General features: G+C 69.2%; 19 protein-coding genes. 6 read left to right on the top strand and 13 right to left on the bottom strand.

What is annotated here, in order from left to right; genetic code table 11:
- Positions 1-57: 57 nt before the first annotated feature.
- On the top strand, positions 58-1158 hold the full coding sequence (locus VM780_RS17210; RefSeq protein WP_325449567.1) for a transglycosylase SLT domain-containing protein: 1101 nt from the start codon (positions 58-60) through the stop codon (positions 1156-1158).
- A gap of 97 nt (positions 1159-1255) precedes the next feature.
- Here the strand turns inward: VM780_RS17210 and fliJ are convergent, their stop codons facing one another.
- Complete coding sequence (fliJ, locus tag VM780_RS17205) at positions 1256-1672, bottom strand: flagellar export protein FliJ (RefSeq protein WP_325449728.1); 417 nt, start codon at positions 1670-1672, stop codon at positions 1256-1258.
- Positions 1673-1696: 24 nt separating this feature from the next.
- A complete protein-coding gene (gene fliI / locus VM780_RS17200; RefSeq protein WP_325449726.1) occupies positions 1697-3022 on the bottom strand; it encodes a flagellar protein export ATPase FliI in 1326 nt (441 codons plus the stop codon).
- Between the two features lie 367 nt (positions 3023-3389).
- On the opposite strand from fliI, the gene ctrA reads away from it, so the two are divergent.
- Entirely contained in the window at positions 3390-4091 is a 702-nt protein-coding gene (gene ctrA / locus VM780_RS17195) for a response regulator transcription factor CtrA (RefSeq protein WP_325449565.1), read from the top strand.
- A gap of 75 nt (positions 4092-4166) precedes the next feature.
- On the opposite strand, the gene VM780_RS17190 is transcribed toward ctrA, so the two are convergent.
- The 6 genes from VM780_RS17190 to chpT all read right to left on the bottom strand — a co-directional run bounded on the left by VM780_RS17190 (position 4167) and on the right by chpT (position 10421).
- The gene (locus VM780_RS17190) at positions 4167-5006 is read right to left on the bottom strand and encodes a protein-glutamate O-methyltransferase CheR (protein ID WP_325449563.1); all 840 of its coding nucleotides are present in this window, start codon (positions 5004-5006) and stop codon (positions 4167-4169) included.
- Entirely contained in the window at positions 5003-6097 is a 1095-nt protein-coding gene (locus VM780_RS17185) for a chemotaxis response regulator protein-glutamate methylesterase (protein ID WP_325449724.1), read from the bottom strand. Before VM780_RS17185 ends, VM780_RS17190 begins: the two co-directional genes overlap by 4 nt.
- Before the next feature lie 43 nt (positions 6098-6140).
- A complete protein-coding gene (locus tag VM780_RS17180; RefSeq protein ID WP_325449561.1) occupies positions 6141-6506 on the bottom strand; it encodes a response regulator in 366 nt (121 codons plus the stop codon).
- Positions 6507-6561: 55 nt separating this feature from the next.
- Entirely contained in the window at positions 6562-7020 is a 459-nt protein-coding gene (locus tag VM780_RS17175; RefSeq protein ID WP_325449559.1) for a chemotaxis protein CheW, read from the bottom strand.
- The gene (locus VM780_RS17170) at positions 7017-9650 is read right to left on the bottom strand and encodes a hybrid sensor histidine kinase/response regulator (protein WP_325449557.1); all 2634 of its coding nucleotides are present in this window, start codon (positions 9648-9650) and stop codon (positions 7017-7019) included. The genes VM780_RS17175 and VM780_RS17170 overlap by 4 nt, the downstream gene beginning before the upstream one ends.
- A gap of 93 nt (positions 9651-9743) precedes the next feature.
- The gene (chpT, locus tag VM780_RS17165) at positions 9744-10421 is read right to left on the bottom strand and encodes a histidine phosphotransferase ChpT (protein WP_325449556.1); all 678 of its coding nucleotides are present in this window, start codon (positions 10419-10421) and stop codon (positions 9744-9746) included.
- A 151-nt stretch (positions 10422-10572) separates the two neighbouring features.
- On the opposite strand from chpT, the gene cysQ reads away from it, so the two are divergent.
- Positions 10573-11385 (top strand): 3'(2'),5'-bisphosphate nucleotidase CysQ, encoded by an 813-nt coding sequence (gene cysQ / locus VM780_RS17160; RefSeq protein ID WP_325449554.1) that lies wholly within the window; start codon positions 10573-10575, stop codon positions 11383-11385.
- A 6-nt stretch (positions 11386-11391) separates the two neighbouring features.
- Here cysQ and VM780_RS17155 read toward each other — a convergent pair whose 3' ends face one another.
- Positions 11392-11859 carry a YHS domain-containing (seleno)protein gene (locus VM780_RS17155; protein WP_325449552.1) on the bottom strand — a complete coding sequence of 156 codons (468 nt, stop codon included), beginning with the start codon at positions 11857-11859 and terminating at the stop codon, positions 11392-11394.
- A 170-nt stretch (positions 11860-12029) separates the two neighbouring features.
- Between VM780_RS17155 and VM780_RS17150 the strand changes: the two genes are divergently transcribed.
- Both VM780_RS17150 and VM780_RS17145 read left to right on the top strand, forming a co-directional pair.
- On the top strand, positions 12030-12650 hold the full coding sequence (locus tag VM780_RS17150) for a DUF1134 domain-containing protein (RefSeq protein ID WP_325449550.1): 621 nt from the start codon (positions 12030-12032) through the stop codon (positions 12648-12650).
- 130 nt (positions 12651-12780) lie between these two features.
- Positions 12781-13494 (top strand): hypothetical protein, encoded by a 714-nt coding sequence (locus VM780_RS17145; protein WP_325449549.1) that lies wholly within the window; start codon positions 12781-12783, stop codon positions 13492-13494.
- 32 nt (positions 13495-13526) lie between these two features.
- Here the strand turns inward: VM780_RS17145 and VM780_RS17140 are convergent, their stop codons facing one another.
- The 4 genes from VM780_RS17140 to glmM all read right to left on the bottom strand — a co-directional run bounded on the left by VM780_RS17140 (position 13527) and on the right by glmM (position 18025).
- A complete protein-coding gene (locus VM780_RS17140) occupies positions 13527-14285 on the bottom strand; it encodes an enhanced serine sensitivity protein SseB C-terminal domain-containing protein (RefSeq protein ID WP_325449547.1) in 759 nt (252 codons plus the stop codon).
- 50 nt (positions 14286-14335) lie between these two features.
- Positions 14336-15508, bottom strand: coding sequence for a phosphoserine transaminase (locus VM780_RS17135; RefSeq protein WP_325449545.1), 1173 nt, complete (start codon positions 15506-15508; stop codon positions 14336-14338).
- A gap of 200 nt (positions 15509-15708) precedes the next feature.
- A complete protein-coding gene (locus VM780_RS17130) occupies positions 15709-16470 on the bottom strand; it encodes an outer membrane protein (protein ID WP_325449543.1) in 762 nt (253 codons plus the stop codon).
- A 208-nt stretch (positions 16471-16678) separates the two neighbouring features.
- Positions 16679-18025 (bottom strand): phosphoglucosamine mutase, encoded by a 1347-nt coding sequence (glmM, locus tag VM780_RS17125; protein WP_325449541.1) that lies wholly within the window; start codon positions 18023-18025, stop codon positions 16679-16681.
- Positions 18026-18354: 329 nt separating this feature from the next.
- On the opposite strand from glmM, the gene VM780_RS17120 reads away from it, so the two are divergent.
- Positions 18355-18657, top strand: coding sequence for a hypothetical protein (locus VM780_RS17120; RefSeq protein WP_325449539.1), 303 nt, complete (start codon positions 18355-18357; stop codon positions 18655-18657).
- The last annotated feature ends 56 nt before the right edge of the window (positions 18658-18713 follow it).

Genomic DNA, 18713 nt, shown 5'->3' with positions numbered 1-18713 from the left:
TCTGGCCGCATTTCGGAGCGACCAAGGCGGCTCGCGCGGCGACGTGGGGACGGGGACTTGAAGGCAACTCTGACGGGGGTCGCGCTTGCGGTCGCATGCGCGTCGAGCGCTCAGTGCGGCGAGACCGCGGCTCCGGCGCAGTACGACGCCATCATCGCAAAGCACGCCCGGGCGAACGCCGTTCCGGAATCGCTCATCCGCCGCGTCATCGTACGCGAGAGCAAATACAATCCGAAAGCCATGCATCGCGGCCATTACGGCATGATGCAGATTAAGCCCGCGACCGCGCAGGCTATGGGCTACCGGGGGTCCGCGGCGGGCCTGCTCGACGCCGACACCAACCTCGCCTACGCCGTGCGCTACCTGGCTGGCGCCTACAAGGTCGCCGGCGGCGACAGCGACCGCGCGGTCCGGCTCTACGCCAGCGGCTATTATTACGACGCCAAGCGGAAAGGCATGCTGGCGCAGGTCGGGCTCGGCCGCGATGGCAAGTTCTCGCCGGCGCCGATCACGCCGGCAGCCGGCTCCTTCGAGCTCGCAAGCGCAGAGCCCGCGGCCGCCGCAGCCGTTCCGCTGCCCCCCGTGCGGGACGTTCCGCAGGTCGTAGCACAGGCCGCGCCGGCGCCGCGCAAGGGCTTTGTCCTGTTCGGCCGCGCCGAGCCGGCGCAGGGTCCGGCGGTCGCGCCAGCCCCTGCCCCCGTCGAAGTCGCGAGCGCCGCAGTGCCGCTGCCGCCGGTCCGCGACGCCGCCGTCGCTTCGCCGACCGGCGCCGGGCCGAGGGTCGCCATGGCGGCGGCTGTGCCGCTGCCGCCCGTGCGGCAGGCTCCCGCCTCGCCCGCCTCGTCTCAGATCAGCCCGATCGTGACCGCCGCCGCAGCTCCGGGCGTTCCGCTGCCGCCGACCCGCGTCGCCCCGGCCAAGCCTGCCGCTCCCGTCGCGGTCGCGACCGCAGCGCCGGTCAAGCCGCGCGTCATCTCCGCCGACGCCGCGCCAGTGCTGGCTTCGGCCGGCCCGGTCGCGCCCGCGCAGCCCCGCCGTCCGGCGACGCCCGAGGCGCCTGCGCTGGCCTTCACCGGCGCGTCGACCCCGCCGCTGCCGCTCGCGCGTGACGAGGTCACCGGCAGCATCAGCGGTTCACTGCGGCCCAGCGCGCGATAACGCGTCCGCTGCCTCGGATTTGACGGATAGGGTTGCGCGCGGCTGCGACACAGGGCTCCGCGGCATAGCCGCGGCAGCCGGACCTGTTTTGTGGGCGTCAGCTTGCGCGGAGCGCGGTGCGCTCGGCGCCAATCCGGTCCATCTCGGCCTGATCGCGCGCGGCTTCGGCGATCCGCTCGCGGGCGCCATCGCGCTCCTCGAGCAGCTCCACCTTCTTGAGCTCTTCGAAGGCTTCGGCGAGCGCATCCTGCGCCTCGGCGAGCTGCCCGGCGAGTTCCGCCGCCGAGCGCTTGAGGTTGTCGCGCCGGGTCATCGCGGCCTTGGCATAGGTCGGATAGGCGTAATGCGCGACGTCGTGGATTCCGGCTTTCTCCTGCTCGTGCAGGATCTCACGGTCTAGCTCGGCCGCCATGCGTTCGAATTCGGCGACCATCGTTTCGATCTGGACGACCTGACGACGTTTCTCGTCGACCTGGAACCGCTTGAGCCGAAGAAGGGTGTCTCTGGACTTCATGTCGGTCATTTACGCACACGCGGGTTAGCGTCCGGTTTCCGGAACGTCTAAGATCGAACGCAGTCGCGCGTAGCTTTCCTCGAGTCGCGTTGCTTCTTCCTTACCCTGCGACAGAAACCGCTCGAACGCGCCGTTGAGCGCGATCGCCTCATCGACCTCCGCGCTGGATCCTGCGCGGTAGGCGCCGAGACGGATGAGCTCCTCCATGTCCGCATAGGTCGCCATGATGCGGCGGGCGCGCTGCAGCACCGGCCGCTCCTCCTCCGGGGCCGCGCCCGGCAAGGTGCGCGAGACCGACTTCAGGATGTTGATCGCCGGATAGCGGCCGCGCTCCGCGATCGCGCGCTCCATCACGATATGGCCGTCCAGAATGCCGCGCACCGCGTCCGCGACCGGCTCGTTGTGGTCGTCGCCGTCGACCAGCACGGTGAACAGACCGGTGACGGTCCCCTGCCCGGCCCCGGGTCCCGCCCGCTCCAGCAGCCGCGGCAGTTCGGCGAACACTGTCGGCGTGTAGCCCCGCGCGGTCGGCGGCTCGCCGGTCGACAGGCCGATCTCGCGCTGGGCCATCGCGAAGCGCGTCACGCTGTCCATCATGCACAGCACGTCGTCGCCCTGGTCGCGGAAATACTCGGCGAGCGCGAAGGTCAGGTAGGCCGCCTGGCGCCGCTTCAGCGCCGGCTCGTCGGAGGTCGCGACCACAACCACGGAACGGGACAGGCCCGCCTCGCCGAGATCGTCCTGAAGGAACTCCTGCACCTCCCGGCCGCGCTCGCCGACGAGGCCGATCACCGCCACGTCGCTTGCGGCGTTGCGGGCCAGCATCGCGAGCAGCACCGACTTGCCGACCCCTGAGCCGGCGAAGATGCCCATGCGCTGTCCGCGGCAGCAGGTCAGGAAGGTGTTGAGCGCCCGCACGCCGAGATCGAGCGGCGGCCCGACGCGCCGGCGCGCGTGAGCCGGCGGCGGCGACGCGCGGAAAGGATAGACCAACGGCCCGTCTTCGATCGGCCCCTTGCCGTCGATCGGGACGCCCATCGCGTCGACCACGCGGCCAAGCCAGGCGCGGCTCGGCCGCACGCCCGGCTCCGCCGCCCCGACCGTCGCGCGGCAGCCCCGACGGACGCCTTCGAGCGGACCGAACGGCATCAGCAGCGCGCGCTCGCCCTCGAAGCCGACCACCTCGCATGCCGTCGGCCGACCGCCGGCGCCCTCGATCACGACGCGCCCGCCGATCGCCATTGCGCCGAGCGGGCCGGCGACCTCGACGAGCAGGCCGCGCACGCCCACCACCCGGCCGTAAACCTCAAGCTCCGGCGTGGCTTCGACGCTCTGCAGCAGCCCTCGCATCGCGCTCATCGCGAATCCCTAGCGAATCGTGACCGGGGAACCGTCACCGTAACGCTTCATTTACCCCCTCGGCCAATTATGGACGCATCGGTAAAGAGATCGGAAACCGTAGCTTGTCGCGAAACGATGAGTCTTGAGAGTCGGTTAGCTCATTTTGTTAAACATGTTCCAGAGCATGCGACTTTCGTAAAAATCGTTTGGTTTCAGCTGGTTACTATAATTTTACGAAACATCGAGATCGAGCTTGCGACGCAGAATCAGATTCTGTTAACCTTTCGTCGTTAAGCTTGAATCGGACTGGAAACGATCGGTTCACCGTGGAGCCCGGCCCTTGTGGCAGGTCACGCGGGCATCGGTGGAGGCTCGCATGCGCGTTCTTCTTATAGAAGACGACAAATCTACTGCTCAGAGCATCGAGCTGATGCTCAAGTCCGAGAGCTTCAACGTCTATACGACGGAGCTGGGCGAAGAGGGCATCGACCTCGGCAAGCTCTACGACTACGACATCATCCTCCTCGACCTGAACCTGCCGGATATGTCCGGCTATGAAGTGCTCCGTGCGCTTCGGCTGGCGAAGATCAAGACGCCGATCCTGATCCTGTCTGGCCTCGCCGGCATCGAGGACAAGGTTCGCGGGCTCGGCGTCGGCGCCGACGACTACATGACGAAGCCGTTCCATAAGGACGAGCTGGTCGCCCGCATCCACGCCATCGTCCGCCGCTCCAAGGGTCACGCGCAGTCGGTGATCACGACCGGCGACTTGATCGTCAATCTCGACACCAAGACCGTCGAAGTCGGCGGCGCCCGGGTCCATCTGACGGGCAAGGAATACCAGATGCTGGAGCTGCTCAGCCTCCGCAAGGGCTCGACGCTCACCAAGGAGATGTTCCTCAATCATCTCTACGGCGGCATGGACGAGCCGGAGCTCAAGATCATCGACGTCTTCATCTGCAAGCTGCGCAAGAAGCTCGCCAACGCCACCAACGGCAAGAACTACATCGAGACCGTCTGGGGCCGCGGCTACGTGCTGCGCGAGCCTTCCGAGGACGAGGCCCGGGCGATCGCCTGACCCCTCCCCTTTGGCCTGATACGAAAAACCCCGCGTCGGCGACGCGGGGTTTTTTCGTTGGCGGCGACTTCGCGATCAGATCGCGGCGGAGAGCGCGCCCGGAAGCCGCGGCGCGGGCACGTTGAGCAGCCGGTGCTGCGCGTGCGGCCCGAACGGCGCGCCGGTCCCGACGAGCGATTCCGCCGAGCCGAGCACCAGATAGCCGTCGGGCGCCATCTGACGCGCGATCCGCGTGAGGATGTCGGCCTTGGTGGCCTCCTCGAAATAGATCAGCACGTTGCGGCAGAACACGATGTCGAACCGGCCGAGCGCGGAGAAGTCGCGCAGCAGGTTGAGCGTGCGGAACTGCACCCGGGCGCGCAGCGCCGCCGAGATGCGCCAGCGGTCGCCCTCCTGCACGAAGTGCTTCAGCAACTGCCGGATGGGCAGGCCGCGCTGCACCTCGAACTGGCTGAACAGGCCGGACCGGGCGCGCTCGACCACCTCGCTCGAGAGGTCGGTCGCGACGATCTCGACGGTCCAGCCGGCGAGCCGCGCCGCCCAGTCATCGAGAAGCATGGCGAGCGAATAGGCCTCCTGGCCGGAGGAGCAGGCCGCCGACCAGATCCTGATCCGGCGCTCCCTGGCCCGCCGGACGAGCAGCTCGGGGAGCATCACGTCGGTGAAGGCCGTGAACGGGCCGCTGTCGCGGAAGAAGAAGGTCTCGTTGGTCGTCATCGCCTCGATGACGAGGCGCTGGCTCTCGAGATCGCCAGCCGAGACGCGTCCGACCAGATCGGCGACCGTCGCGAGGCCCAGCCGGCGGGCGAGCGGCCCGAGCCGGGCCTCAACCAGATAGCGCTTGTCCTCGCCGATCGCGATGCCGGAGCGCTCCTTCAGGAACTGGGCGAGATACGCGTACTGGGCCGGCGTCAAGAACGTTCCCCCACGATTACGCGCGCGATGCGCGGGCCCATCTCGGAGAGCGGCAACACGGCGGAGCAGGCGCCGGTCGCCACGGCCGCTCCCGGCATGCCCCACACGACGCTGCTCGCCTCGTCCTGCGCGAACACGCGACCCCCGGCGGCCGCCACCACCGGCGCGGCGCTCGCGCCGTCGGACCCCATGCCGGTCAGGATCACCGCCAACAGTCCGGCGCCGTAAACCTCGGCGGCCGAGCGGAACAGCGGATCGACCGACGGCTTGCAGAAATTCACCGGCGGGCCGTCCTCGACCTTCGCGACGACCTGCGCGCCGGAGCGTGCGACTGAAAAGTGCTTGCCGCCGGGCGCGACATAGATCGCCCCGCCGGTGAGCGGCTCCCCGTTCTGCGCCTCGCGCGCCGGAATGCCGCTTGCGGCGGCGAGGTGATTGGCGAGCGCGGCCGTGAAGCCGACCGGCATATGCTGGGTCACCAGAACCGGCACGCGGCCGGTGACCGGTCCCACCGCCTTGAGCACGGCGGAGAGCGCCTGCGGGCCGCCGGTCGAGGAGCCGATCGCAAGCGCACGGACAGGGTTCCACGATGCGGCCCCGGTGCGCACCGAACGGGCGGCGTAGCGCGCGAGCGCCGCGGCCTCGTTGGCGACGCGTGACGCGGCCGCGGAGCGGCGCCACGCGACCTCGCCCAGCGCGCGCACCTTTCCGATGAGCTCGCGCCGGTAGTCCTCGGACTGCGCCTGGTCCTTCGTCGGCTTGGCGAGCACGTCCATCGCGCCGAGCGCCAGGCAGCGCAGCGACAGGTCGGCGCCGCGGGTCGTGTAGCTCGAGGCCATCACGACCGCGAGCCCGGGCTTCGCCCGCAGCAGCAGCGGCAGCGCCTCGACGCCGTCCATCTCCGGCATCTCGACGTCGAGCACGACCACGTCGGGCCGCGCCCAGGCGATGCTCTCCACCGCCTCCCGGCCCGACCGGCAGGTGGTCACGACCTCGAGCCCGGGCTCATCCTGGAGCCAGCGCGAGGTCAGGTTCCGCGCCACCACGGAGTCGTCGACGATCATCACGCGGACCCGCTCGGCGAGCCCCATGTCAAGCGCGGCTGTCACCGGCTTTCTCCCGCGGTCCAGGGTTTCAGAGAAGCCCGACCTCGGCGAATTTCGACGTGATGATCTCCTTGTCGAAGGGCTTCATCACATACTCGTCGGCGCCGGCCCGCATTGCGCGCGCGATGTGCGCGACGTCGTTCTCGGTCGTACAGAACACCACCTTCGGCGCGTCGCCCCCGGGCAGCGAGCGAAGCTCGGCGAGGAAGTCGAAGCCGTCCATCACCGGCATGTTCCAGTCGAGCAGGATGCCGTCCGGCATCGCCTGCTTGCACAGCGCAAGCGCGCTCTGGCCGTTCTCGGCCTCCGAGATGCGGAGGTCGTGGCCTTCGAGGATGCGGCGGGCGACCTTTCGGATGACGCTCGAATCGTCGACGATCAGGCAGTGTTTCATCGCATTCGGCTCCGGATGGCGCGCCAGCGGCGGACGCAGCCCTTCTCAAATGTCTTCAGGCGGCGATCGCGGCGGCGGCGGGCGGCTCCAGCGCGCGATCGACGTCGAGCACCAGCAGGAGACGTCCGTCCAGCCGATGCACGCATTCGGCGACCGCCGCCCAGCGCGGCGCAAGCGTCGCGGGCGTGGTCTCCCGTCGGCTTTCCGACAGTTCCAGGACGTCGCCCACGGAGTCGACGAGCAGCGCGAAGGCTTCCTGCTTGTGGTCGATGCCGATCGCCATCGGGCGCAGTTCGGGCGCGCGCGGCGGCAGGCTGAGGCGCAGCCGCATGTCGATCGCGGTGACGATGCGGCCGCGCAGATTGAGCACGCCGGCGACGTCGGGCGGCGCCAGCGGCACATGCGTCAGGCGGTCGGGAAGGAACACCTCCCTGACCCGCTCGATGGCGATGCCGAAGATCTGGCCCGCGACATCGACCGTGACATAGCTGCGGGTTTCGACGCTCTCGGTCATGCGGCGTTCCTGTAGCCTGGCGCGAAATGCTGGAGGGCGGCGATCAGGCCGGGGCGGTCGAACTTCGCGACATATTCGCTGAAGCCGGCCTGCCGGGCGCGCTGGACGACCGCTGCGCCGGTCAGGGACGACAGCGCGAGGATCGGGATGCCGGCGGCGAGCGGCTCGGCGAGCAGCGCCTGGGCGAGCGCGAAGCCGTCCATCTCGGGCATCTCGATGTCCGAGACGATCACGTCGAAGCGGCGCCCGCGGCCGAGCAGGTCGAGCGCCTCGGCGCCGCCGCCGGCGCAGGTGACCCGGTAACCCGCGGAGGTCAGCACCGGCGTCAGCATGTTGCGGAAGAAGGCGCTGTCATCGACCAGCAGCACGCAGGGCTGCGAGACCGACTCGGTCGGCCGGTCCTTGCGCTTCAGCCAGTCGTCGAAGGCGAGCGTCAGGTGATGGCCGACGTCGAGGATCTCGGTGGCGCGGCCGGCGATCACGGCCGTGCCCAGCACGCCCTGCGCCATCGAGGCGACGCCGATCTCGATGCGCTGCTCGACGATGTCGATGATCTCGTCGACGATGAAGCCGCAGGAGCGGCCCTCGTCGCAGAACACCAGCAGCGGCTGGTCGCCGCTCTCCTTGAGCTGGACGCCGGGACCGGCGGGCACGAGCGGCATCAGCGCGCCGCGATACTGCACCATCGCGCGGCCGTCGGCGATCTCGACTGAACTCACGTCGATCATCTCGAGACGGGTGACGAGGGCGAGCGGCGCGGCCTTCGGCGCGGCGCCGCCGGCGCGGAACAGCAGCAGCGGCACGACCGAACCGGTGTCGGCGGCTTCGGCGCCCTCCTCCTTGTCGAGGCCGGAGTCGTGGGCGCTCGCCGGACCCGCGGCCTGGGCGACGCCGTTCGGATCGAGGATCAGCACCACCGAGCCGTCGCCCAGTATCGTGGTGCCGGCGAACAGCGTGATCTCCTTGAGCCGCGAAGCCATTGGCTTGACGACGATCTCCTCGGTGTGGAGCACGTCGTCGACCACGAGGCCGAAAGCGTCGTCGCCGGACTGCAGCACCACCACGAAGGCGTCGTCGTCCTGTTCGGCCTCGGGCTGCGACAGGCCGAGCAGGCCACGCAGCCGGACCAGCGGCAGCAGACGGTCGCGCAGCCTGAGCAGCGGCGCGTCGCCGATGCGCTCGATGCGCTGCTCGCCGCCCGGACGGGCGCGCACGAGCTCGAGCACCGCAAGCTGCGGGATCGCGAAAATGTCCGAGCCGAGCGTCACCATCAGGGCCGACACGATGGCGAGCGTCAGCGGAATGCGGATCACGACGGCCGAGCCCTTGCCGGGCGTCGAGCGCAGATCGACCGAGCCGCCGATCAGCTCGATGTTGGCGCGGACTACGTCCATGCCGACGCCGCGGCCGGAAACGCTGGTCACCGCCGCGGCGGTCGAGAAGCCGGGCGCGAAGATGAACCGGTAGATCTGCGCGTCCGACATCTTCTCGATTTCGGACTCGGTCGCGAGCCCGTTGGCGATCGCTTTTCGCTTGATGCGGTCGAGGTCGAGGCCGCGCCCGTCATCGGCGATCTCGACAATGATGCAGCCGCCCTGGTGGTAGGCCGAGAGGCGGATGACGCCCGCCTCCGGCTTGCCGGCCGCGACGCGTTCCGCCGGCCCTTCCAGGCCGTGGTCCGCGCAGTTGCGGACCATGTGGGTCAGCGGGTCCTTGATGAGGTCGAGCACCTGCCGGTCGAGCTCGGTCTCGGCGCCCTCGGTCACGAGCTCGATCTTCTTACCGAGGTCGGCCGCGAGGTCGCGCACGAGCCGCGGCAGGGCGCGCCAGGCGGCGCCGATCGGCTGCATGCGCGTCTTCATGACGCCTTCCTGCAGTTCGGCCGTGACATGGCTCAGCCGCTGCAGCGGCAGCCCGAAATCGCTGTCGCCCTGGCGGCGCACGGTGTCGAGCAGCTGATTGCGGGTCAGCACCAGCTCCGACACCATGGTCATGAGCCGGTCGAGCGTGTCGACCCCGACCCGGATGGTCTGGCCGGCGATCGCGCTTTCGCCGCGGCCGGTTTCCTCGGCGGGCGCGGCCGCCGGGAGCGGCGCGACGGCCGCGACAGGCTTCGGCGGCGGCGGAAGATCCGGGCCCGGCGCCTCGCGGAAGGCGCGCTCGAGCTCCTCCATCGAGACTTCGCCGGGACGGAGCTCGCGCGCGGGAACGTCGTTGGCGGGCGGCGGCGGCGCCTCGACGGCGGGCGCGGCCTTCACGGCCGCGGAGACGCGCTCGAGCTCCTGGACCAGATCGCTGTCGTCGCCGTCGGGCTCGACGCCCGCGCGCTCCAGAGCCGCCAGAATGTCCTTGATGCGGTCGATCGCCGCCAGGATGAGGGTCACCGCGTCCGGGGTCGCCATCGCGCCCGAGCGGAACTCGCCCATCAGGGTCTCGGCGGCGTGCGCGAGCGCCTCTAGCCGCGGCAGGCCGAGGAAGCCGCACGTCCCCTTCACGGTGTGAACGAGACGGAAGATGTTGCCGAGGATCTTGGCGTTCGCCGGTTCCTGCTCGAAGCGGACCAACTCCACGTCAACGAGATCGAGGTTTTCCGCCGTCTCGGTCAGAAAGTCGCGCAGCAGGTCGTCCAACGCCAAGCCCCCACATGGCGCGCCAAGCGGCGCAGGGGGATGATGGCTGACAAACCATAACGGATGGTTGCGGGAGCGCCCCCGACAACCGCCTCAGGCGGCGGAGCGCGCCCAGGTGACGATGCGCTCGCCCTCGACCTCGGCCTCGATCGTCACGGCCATATTGGCGGCGCGCGCGACCAGCCCGGCGTAGAACGGCTGAATCACATGCGCGTCGATGCGGTCGTCCGGCGCCCGGCCGGCAAGCAGGTCCAGCACATTGGCCGGCACCCGCGCATGCGGCCCTTCGGTCGTGAGCTTGAACTCGGTGGCCTCGCCCTCGCCCGTCGCCGAGACCGTGATGACGCCGCCGCGCGGGATGGTGGTCGCCGCCACCAGCACGAGGTTCAGCAGCAGCTTCACCTTGTTCTTCGGCAGCAACTGCCGCGGCGCCTCCCAGAGGAGCTTGGTCTTCTGGTCCTCGACGAAGCCGCGCGCGACCTGCTCGGCGTCGCCGAGATCGAGCATCGCGGCCGCCGAGCCCGCCGCGCCGAACGCGATGCGGCAGAACTGCAGCCGGGCCGAAGCCTGGGCGGCGCTCTTCTTGATCAGGTCGAAGGCGAAGCCGCGCATGCCTTCGTCCTTCTCATCCTCGAGAATCTCGAGGCCGTTGACGATGGCGCCGACCGGGCTGATCACGTCGTGGCACACCCGGCTCGCGACCAGGGCCGCAAGATCGAGGCTGTCGAGCGTGATGAGGCCGGAGCCTGGAATCTCGTCGGAGGTTGACATCAGGGCTCCTGCCGAGGCTTGAGTGCGGCGTTCCGAGCGCTTGGTCCCGCACGCCTCGCGAGTCGGTTCTTCCTGCAGCGAGCATGCCTGATACACGCTGGCGTATCGCGCCTCAAGGCGAGACCTGCGCCGCGCATTCTGGGAGCCACTGATGACGCCCGACGCGGTCGACGCGCGCCTGTTGAACGAGCTTGCCCGACTCTGCGTCGAGGCGGGTCGGACGATCCTTGACGTGTACGAGGCCGAGAGCATTGCGGTGCGGGCCAAGGACGACCGCAGCCCGGTGACGGAAGCCGACGAGCGGGCGGAGGCCATCCTGATCTCCGGGCTCGCGGCGCTGTTTCCGCATGTCCCGGTGATCGCCGAGGAGGCGGCTTCGCGCGACGGCGCGCCGACCAGCGCGCCGGAGACCTTCCTGCTGGTCGACCCGCTCGACGGCACGCGCGAGTTCATCGCCCGCAACGGCGAGTTCACGGTGAATGTCGGGCTGGTCTCAGGGGGCGTTCCTGTCGCGGGCTGCGTGCACGCTCCCGCGCTCGGCGCGACCTGGATCGGCGCGGCCGGCCTCGGCGCCAGCGTCGCCCGCGCGGCGTCGCGCGAAATACCCGCCGCATCCGCCTTCCAGCCGATCGCGGTGCGGGCCCCGTCGCCGGAGGGGCTCTGCGCGGTGGCGAGCCGCAGTCATGCGGATCCGCAGACGGAGGCCTTTCTGGCGACGCTGCCGGTCTCGCACCGGCGCTCGGCCGGCTCGTCGCTGAAGTTCTGCCTGGTCGCCGAGGGTGAGGCCGACGTCTATCCGCGCTTCGGGCCCACCATGGAGTGGGACACGGCGGCCGGCCATGCGGTGCTGGCGGCGGCGGGCGGGTCCGTCACCAGCCCCGACGGCGGCGCGTTCCGGTACGGCAAGGCGGAGGCCGGCTTCCGCAATGGCGGCTTCGTGGCGTGGGGCCGGCGCGGCGGCTGATCCGGCTCAGTTTTCGATCAGCTGACGGCGCAGCTTCGGCCAGGCGGCGTCGGCTTCCCGTACGTCGGCCGCGGCGTCCCGGTCCTCAGGGCTGCGGAACAGGTAGAGCCGGTCGCCGCTGATCCGGAACAGCAGCGGATGGCCAGCCGCCGGAACGCCCTTCGCCACCGCGAGCGGGTCATAACCGCCATAGCGCGGCACATAGGCCTCGGGCGCCGACAGGAAGGCGGCGCGGTTCGCCTCGCTCTCGAAGCGCCAGGCGGCCCCGCCCCACTCGACCTCGAGGTCGCGCCGGCCAAGCACCGGCCGGCCGTCGGTGAAGTAGGCCACCGGGTCGTAGCCGTAGATCGCGATGCCGGTCGCCGGATCGGACACGATGCGCTCGGTCAGCCCGGGCGTCGCTGCGGCCGTTCCGACGGTGACGCCGAAGCAAGCAGCGGCGAGGAGCGGCGCGAAGAGGCGCGATGTTCTCATAGTCCCGACTGTCCCCGGCGGCGCCCGATGCGGCGGCCTTTGCGTCCCCTCCCCTGTAATCCGGGCGCGTTCACCTTCCGGTAAAGCCGATCGCTCAAATTAGATCGAATCGGCGCGACTCCCGCGGTTCGGCCGCTCGCGACGCGCCATCCGAGAGAAGGAACGCAGCGATGATCCTGAGAGCGCTCGTCACGAGCCTCGCGCTCGGCGTCGGCGTCATGGGCGCCACGACGGCCTCGGCCCAGTACTACAATCAGCCGCGCGCCGAGAGCGCCGCCTATTCGCGGGACGACGAAGGACCCCGCCGAACCTATTCGGTCAGCGAGATCGTCGACCGCGGAAACTCATTCTTCGGTTCGACCACCCGCGGCCTCGCCGGCATCGTCGAGAAAGCCACCAGCATCTGGGGCGAGCCCAACGCCTACATCCTTGGCGAGGAAGGCTCCGGGGCGTTCGTGGGCGGGCTGCGCTACGGCGAGGGCAAGCTGTTCACCCGCGACGGCGGCCCCGACAACCGGGTGTACTGGCAGGGCCCTTCGCTCGGCTTCGACTTCGGCGGCGACGGCGCCCGGACGATGATCCTGGTCTACAATCTGCGCTCGCCGAACGCGCTGTTCAGCCGGTTTGCCGGCGTCAACGGCTCCGCCTATCTGGTCGGCGGCTTCGGCATGACCGCGCTCAAGGATTACGACACGGTGCTGGTGCCGATTCGGACCGGCGTCGGCGCGCGGCTCGGCGTCAATGTCGGCTACCTGAAGTTCACGCAGCGCTCGACCTGGAACCCATTCTGAGGCCCGAGCCCCGCCCGATCGCTTGGCGGGGCGGTGGCGCTGTGCCATGTTGGCTGCGGGCAGGACGACCTGCGGCCTGTGCTGCAGGCTCGCGGGCAAAAAGAACGGCGAAAGCGCCAAGCGAGCCTGAATGGTCGAGCCCATCCTCTACGCATCCTTCGGCTTTCTGCTCGCCACGCTGCTGTGGCTGCTGTTCCTGCCGGCGTTCTGGCGCCGCGCCGTTCGGCTCACCGCCAAGCGGCTGGTGAACCGCCTGCCCGTCTCGGCCTCGGAGATCATCGCCGCGCAGGATCGGCTGCGCGCCGAACACGCCATGGCGCTGAGAGCGGTCGAGCGGCGCGCCGAGCAGGAGGCCGCGCTCGCCGCGCAGGCCCAGATCGGCGCGGCGCGCGCGCACGCCACCGAGCTTCGCCAGCGCGCCGACATCGCAGAGCTCAAGGAGCGGATTTCCGCGCTCGAAGCCGAGGCGGCGGCGCTCCGCGCTAATCTCCAGCGAAGCGAAAGCCGCGCGGCGGCGGCGCAGGCGGAGCTCGACGCCGCCCGCGCCGCGGCGACGTCCGAGATCGACGCCGAACGCGTCGAGCCGACGCTTCGCAGCGTCGAGGCGCTCTCTCTGCGCGCTCAGGCCTCCGCCGGCGAGCATTCCGAAGCGGAGACCACGTCCCGCCCCCGCCAGGCCGCGCTGTCGGCGGCCGACGCCGAGGCGCTACAGGCGCTGCGACTGCGTCTCGACGAGGTGGCGGACGCGATCGTGCGCGCCGCAGGCGAGAGTAAGCCGGACGAGCCCCAGACGCGCGGAACCCCGGAACGGGACCGCGTCAGGCTGGTTTCGCCCGTCAGCTGAGCAGGTCGCGCCGGACGCCCGGCGCCGCCTCCTCAGGCCGGCTGCGGATCGTTTCTGCTGTAGAAGGGCTTGAGGTCCCGCGCGAAGTACTCGTCCAGCGGCGAGCCCGGTATCTCCACGAAATCGATCACGTCGGAGGGCCGCGCGGCTTTCTCGAGCACCTCGCCGACCCGGTCCAGGACGTCGTCGACGTCGCCATCCACGGCGAGCCCGATGACCAGCCGTCGGACGCCCTCGGAGTCCGCGAACACCGCCTGCCCGATATGCGCCTTCTTCACCTGCGGGATCGTGGCGAACAGCGCAGCGAGCGGGGCGGTCAGATGGGTCGGCGCCGGCGACGGCTCGCCGACCAGCAACGGGGGCTCGTTCTCGGCCGTCTCGCCGTCCTCGTCCGCATCCTCGAAACCCTCGGCCGCGCGCTCGAAATCCCCGTCGAGCATGCAGGCGACATCCTCGGCCATCAGCTCGCGGCCGTAGTCCGAGCCAGGGTTCAGGACGAAATTTGCGTCGTCGATCTGTTCGAGGATCTGCCGGAAGGTCTGCCGCACGACCTGCAGCTTCTCATCCCCGAACATCGCGTGGACCCGGGTCTGCGAGCTGAAGACCGGCACGAAGGACAGATCGTCATGGCTGACCTCCGGCACGACGTAGCCCTCGCGGGCGTTGCCGGTGTCGAGGAGCGCGAAGGCGAGTTCCGCGTCGAGCAACTCCTTCAGGAAAGCGGCGCGGTGCTCCGGCTGCTCGGCCGCGCGGACCAGCGAGCGCTCGAGGTCGTTCTCAGGGATGAACATCGGGCGCTCTCCGGTTTGCTTGCCTCAGCCGCGAACGCGGCTGAGGGACGTCACGCGGCCTTGGCGAGGCTCGGACGCAGTTCGGCGAAGGCCCAGTCGAGCCATTCCGTCAGGGCGGCGAGGTCGGACGTCTCGACGGTCGCGCCGCACCAGATGCGCAGTCCGGGAGGCGCGTCGCGATAGGCGCCGAAATCATAGCCGGCGCCACGCGCCTCCAGCAGACCGACCAGTTCGTTCGCGAACGCCTTCTGCTCCGCGACCGGCAGCGCCAGCACCGCGGGATCCACGATCCGGAGGCAGACGCCGGTGTTGGCGCGGGTCTTCGGGTCCTGCGCGAGATTTTCGAGCCAGGGCGTGCGGTCGACATAATCCTGGATGACCGACGCATTGCGGTTCGCGCGCGCGGTCAGGCCCTTGAGGCCGCCGACAGACCTGCCCCACTTGAGCGTGTCGAGATAGTCCTCGACGCAGAGCATCGACGGCGTGTTGATCACGTCGCCCTCGAAGAGGCCCTCGTCGAGCCTGCCCTCATGCGTCATGCGGAACAGCTTCGGCAGCGGCCAGGCCGGCGTGTAGCTCTCCAGCCGCTCGACCGCGCGCGGCCCGAGGATCAGCACGCCGTGAGCCGCCTCGCCGCCCATGATCTTCTGCCAGGAGAAGGTCACGACATCGAGCTTGGCGTAGTCGAGCTCCATGGCGAAGGCGGCCGAGGTGGCGTCGCAGATCGTGAGCCCCGCGCGGTCAGCAGGGATCCAGTCGGCGCTCGGGACGCGCACGCCGGCGGTCGTGCCGTTCCAGGTGAACACGACGTCATTGTCGAAATCGACCGCCGACAGGTCAGGCAGCTTGCCGAACTCCGCGACGGTGGCCTTCACGTTCGGCAGGCGCAGCTGCGCAACAGCGTCCGTCACCCAGATCGCGCCAAAACTCTCCCAGGCCAGAACCTCGACGCCGCGCGCGCCGAGCAGCGACCACATCGCCATCTCGACCGCGCCGGTGTCCGAGCCGGGCACGATCGCGATGCGATGGCTCGTCGGCACCTCGAGCACCTCGCGCGTGAGGTCGATCGCCTCCTTGAGCTTGGCCTTGCCGAGCGGGGAGCGATGCGAGCGGCCGAGCGCGGCGTCCTTGAGGGCGTCAAGCGACCAGCCGGGCCGCTTGGAGCAAGGGCCGGACGAGAAATTCGGGTTTTGGGGCCGCACGCGCGGGGCGACGTTCGTCATTGCTGCATCCTCACGGACCGAGCCCCTCGAACGGACGCGGCTCGGAGCGTTCCGTATCAGCCGGAGCCTCTCGCGCGTCAAGCCGACGAGACCCCCTCAGGCGCAAGGCCGCCGGTCAAATGGTCGCCGGGGGGCGCGGACGCGAAAAGGGCGGCGTCATTCCGACGCCGCCCTCTGCTTGATGCAGATCGCGTTGAAGATCAGTCGAGCAGGTAACGGAAGCCGACGCGGAACTCATGCGCCTGGATGTCGTCGACCTTGACCTTGCCGCTGGAGCCGGCGGCCGGGATCGACTTGGTCTTCACCTTGCCGAGGTCGACGAAGCGGTAGTTCGCGTCGATGACGAGGTTCTGCGAGACCTGGAAGCCGACGCCGCCCGTCACGTTCCAAGCGAAGTTCCAGTCGCTGTCGCCCTTGTAGGACGGGTTGCCGGCCGAATTCGAATGGTAGTGGTCGATGTCGAGATAGGCCGCGCCGATGCCGCCGCCGACATAAGGCGTGAAGCCGTAGAAGGTGCCGATGTCGAAGTAGCCGTTGGCGAAGATCGTGACTGCGTCGATCTTGGCGCTTTCGCGGGTGGTGCCGGCGCCGCAGGCGCCCGGGCAGAAGAGACGGCCGTGGAACTTCGACGGGGTCTCGTAGTCAGCGGTGACGTCGCCGCGGAACCAGTCGTTGAACTTGTAGCCGACGCCGCCGCCGATGACCGCAGCGTTCCCCATCTTCTCGCCGCTGAAGTCACGGTTGCCGTCGAAAGCGGCGGCCGGATTGCCATAGCTGGCCTTGGGATCGCGGTAGACCTTGTAGCCGACGTCGCCGCGCAGATACCAGCCCGAGCCGAATTCAACGGGCTCGGGGGCCGGCTCAAGCAGCGGCGGTTCGGGGAGATCAGCCGCGCGGCTCGCGACCGGCGCGAGCGCGAATAAAACCGCGCCGGCAAGCGCGTAGGTCGAGAGCTTGGCCATCCTGCCATGTCCTTGATCTGCGGCGCCCGCAACTTGCGAGGCAGCGCATGTTCATCTCACAGAAGGCAGACTGGCACGCATTCCTTAATGAGCGTTTAACCTTAACCTTTAACCGTCGCGGCTCGACTTGACGGTAACTGTTGCGGCATTCCGGCAACAGAATTCGTCTGCAGCCGGCGCAGTATCGCGGGATGAAGCTGGTTGACGGTCAGGCGGCGGCCCGGGTGATCACGTCGACGACGTCGTCGACGACCGTCGCCACGAGGTCGTGATCGTCGCCTTCGGCCATGACGCGGATCACCGGCTCGGTGCCGGACGGCCGGATCACCAGCCGCCCCTGCGCGCCGAGGCGCGCCGTCGCGTCGGAGATCGCGGCGCGCACCTTGTCGTCATCGAGCGGCCGGCCGGATTTGTAGCGCACGTTCTTCAGGATCTGCGGCAGCGGCTCGAAACGATGGCAGATCTCCGACACCGGTCGGCCGAGCTTCTGCACCACGGCGAGAAGCTGCAACGCCGCGACCAGTCCGTCGCCGGTGGTCGCATAGTCTGACAGCACGATGTGGCCCGACGGCTCGCCGCCGACATTGTAGCCCTGCGCGCGCATCCGCTCGACGACGTAGCGGTCTCCGACCGGCGTGCGCTCGAGCGTCAGTCCGATCGAGGCGAGATAGCGCTCGAAGCCTAGATTCGACATCACGGTCGAGACCAGACCCGGCGCGCTCAGCCTGCCCTCCTCCGCCCACGACGACGCCACCACCGCCATGAGCTGGTCGCCATCGACGATCTGCCCCTTCTCGTCGACGATGATCACCCGGTCGGCGTCGCCGTCGAGCGCAATCCCGATGTCGGCGCGGGTCTCCCGCACCTTGGCGATCAGCGCGGAAGGCGCGGTCGAGCCAACCTCGCGGTTGATGTTGATTCCGTTCGGCTCCACGCCGATCGCGACCACTTCGGCGCCGAGCTCCCACAGCGCCTCGGGCGCGACCTTGTAGGCGGCGCCGTTGGCGCAGTCGACGACGACGCGCAGCCCCTCCAGCGACAGGTTGCGGCTGACCGTCCGCTTGGCGAATTCGATATAGCGGGCCTGGGCGTCGTCGATCCGCTTGGCGCGGCCAAGGCCGGCGGAGGCGGCGAGCTTCGGGCCAAGGTCGGAGTCGAGCAGCGCCTCGATCTCGCTCTCGACCTCGTCGGAGAGCTTGTAGCCGTCCGGAGCGAAGAGCTTGATGCCGTTGTCGTCGAACGGGTTGTGCGACGCGGAGATCATCACGCCCAGATCGGCGCGCATCGAGCGGGTGATCAGCGCGACCGCCGGCGTGGGCATCGGGCCGACCAGCAGCACGTTGACGCCGACCGAGGTGAAGCCCGCCTGCAGCGCGCTTTCGATCATGTAGCCGGAAAGGCGGGTGTCCTTGCCGATGACCACGCGGTGCCGGTGGTCGCCGCGGCGAAACGCGATGCCGGCCGCCATGCCGACCTTCATGGCGAAGTCGGGGGTGATCGGGAACTTGTTGGCGCGACCGCGGATGCCGTCGGTGCCGAAATACTTGCGCGTCATCGAGCGCTCCTGAATCGCGCGGCCGACTGCGCGCTTCTCATATTCTGTCATAGGCGAGGATACAGCATCGCGGTTCAAAAAGGATGAGCGCCCTCACCAAGGCGTCGGGCCGCTGCGGAAGAGCCAGCCGGGCGGCTCTCGCCCGGGTTTGGCCCGTGTCACGCATCAAGCAAATTGTCTTCCAGTATATCCCGGCGGATTTGGAAGCACTTCCATTGATCAGGGCTTTCGTTTGGCCCCCGCTTGCAATGCCGCCAGGAACGGCGGCTGGACTGCGGCTCGCCCACAAAAAAGCCGCGGCGAAAACGACGCAAAGGGGAGATGACGCCATGACCAAGACTTTGGCCGCTGTATTTTCGGCTCTGATGTTCTCCGGCACGGCCGCGGTCGCCGCCGGCTGGCCGGCCTTCAGCACGCTCGACACCGACGGCAGCGGTCGGATCAGCCGCGTGGAGTGGGAGAAGAGCGTCGGAAAGCTCAATCTCGATCCGGCGCCGACCTTCACGGCGATGGACGCCGACAACAACAACGGCGTCGACGAGGAGGAATGGGCGGCTGCGGAGAAGTTGACGAAGGGTTATTCCGAGCGGTGCCGGGAAGCCACTTCCTCGTGGTGCAAGGACCTGAAGTAGCCAGTTCTCAAAACCCAGAGCGCGGGCGCAAATCCGCGGGCGGATTTCGGCCCGCG

Origin of the sequence: Hansschlegelia sp., from assembly GCF_035538955.1 — a bacterium.
Classification (GTDB): domain Bacteria; phylum Pseudomonadota; class Alphaproteobacteria; order Rhizobiales; family Methylopilaceae; genus Methylopila.
Note: the sequence above shows the minus strand (reverse complement) of the source record. Positions and strands in the feature narration are given on the sequence as shown.